Origin of the sequence: Streptomyces sp. NP-1717, from assembly GCF_022695985.1 — a bacterium.
GTDB lineage: Bacteria > Actinomycetota > Actinomycetes > Streptomycetales > Streptomycetaceae > Streptomyces.
Map to the genome: position 1 here is coordinate 1 of NZ_JAAPBF010000457.1, position 1,259 is coordinate 1,259.

Genomic DNA, 1,259 nt, shown 5'->3' on the forward strand with positions numbered 1-1,259 from the left:
TTGACCATGCGTACGCGCATGGCCTCGGGGTCCTCGGCCTCGGCGATCTGCTTGCGGAAGATGACGTTGGCGGCGCCTTCCGCGCCCATCACCGCGATCTCGTTGGTGGGCCAGGCGTAGGTGAGGTCGGCGCCGATGGACTGCGAGTCCATGACGATGTAAGCACCTCCGTACGCCTTGCGCAGGATGAGCGAGATACGCGGGACGGTGGCGTTGCAGTACGCGTAGAGCAGCTTGGCGCCGTGGCGGATGATGCCGCCGTGTTCCTGGTCGACGCCGGGCAGGAAGCCGGGCACGTCCAGCAGGGTGACGATCGGGATGTTGAAGGCGTCGCACATCTGGACGAAGCGCGCGGCCTTCTCCGAGGCCTCGATGTCCAGGACACCGGCGAGGGACTGCGGCTGGTTGGCGACGATACCGACCACGCGGCCGTCGAGCCGCGACAGCGCGCAGATGATGTTGGTGGCCCAGCGCTCGTGGATCTCCAGGAAGTCGCCGTCGTCGACGAGTTCCTCGATGACCTTGCGCATGTCGTAGGGGCGGTTGCCGTCCGCCGGGACGAGGTCCAGGAGCACGTCGGAGCGGCGGTCGGCCGGGTCCCCGGACTCGGTGGCCGGCGGGTTCTCGCGGTTGTTGGAGGGGAGCATCGCCAGCAGGTAGCGGACCTCGGCGATGCAGGTCTCCTCGTCGTCGTACGCGAAGTGCGCCACGCCCGAGGTCTCCGCGTGCACGTCCGCACCGCCGAGGCCGTTCTGGGTGATCTCCTCACCGGTGACCGCCTTGACGACGTCGGGACCGGTGATGAACATCTGCGACGTCTCACGGACCATGAACACGAAGTCGGTCAGCGCCGGGCTGTAGGCGGCGCCGCCGGCACACGGCCCGAGCATCACACTGATCTGCGGGATGACACCCGAGGCCCTGGTGTTGCGCTGGAAGATACCGCCGTAACCGGCGAGCGCCGAGACACCCTCCTGAATACGCGCACCCGCCCCGTCGTTCAGCGACACCAGCGGCGCACCCGCCGAGATGGCCATGTCCATGATCTTGTGGATCTTCGTGGCATGCGCCTCACCCAGCGCACCGCCGAAAATCCGGAAGTCGTGCGCGTACACGAACACCGTACGGCCCTCGACCGTCCCCCAGCCGGTGATCACCCCGTCCGTGTACGGCTTCTTCGCCTCCAGCCCGAACCCGGTGGCCCGATGCCTGCGCAACTGCTCGACCTCCCGGAACGAGCCCTCGTCGAGCAGCAGCGC

The 1,259-nt window shown here is 67.8% G+C and carries 1 protein-coding gene; it reads right to left on the bottom strand.

From position 1 onward, the window contains the following. A partial coding sequence (locus GXP76_RS35450) for an acyl-CoA carboxylase subunit beta (RefSeq protein WP_242575726.1) occupies nt 1–1,259 on the bottom strand: 1,259 nt, incomplete at both ends.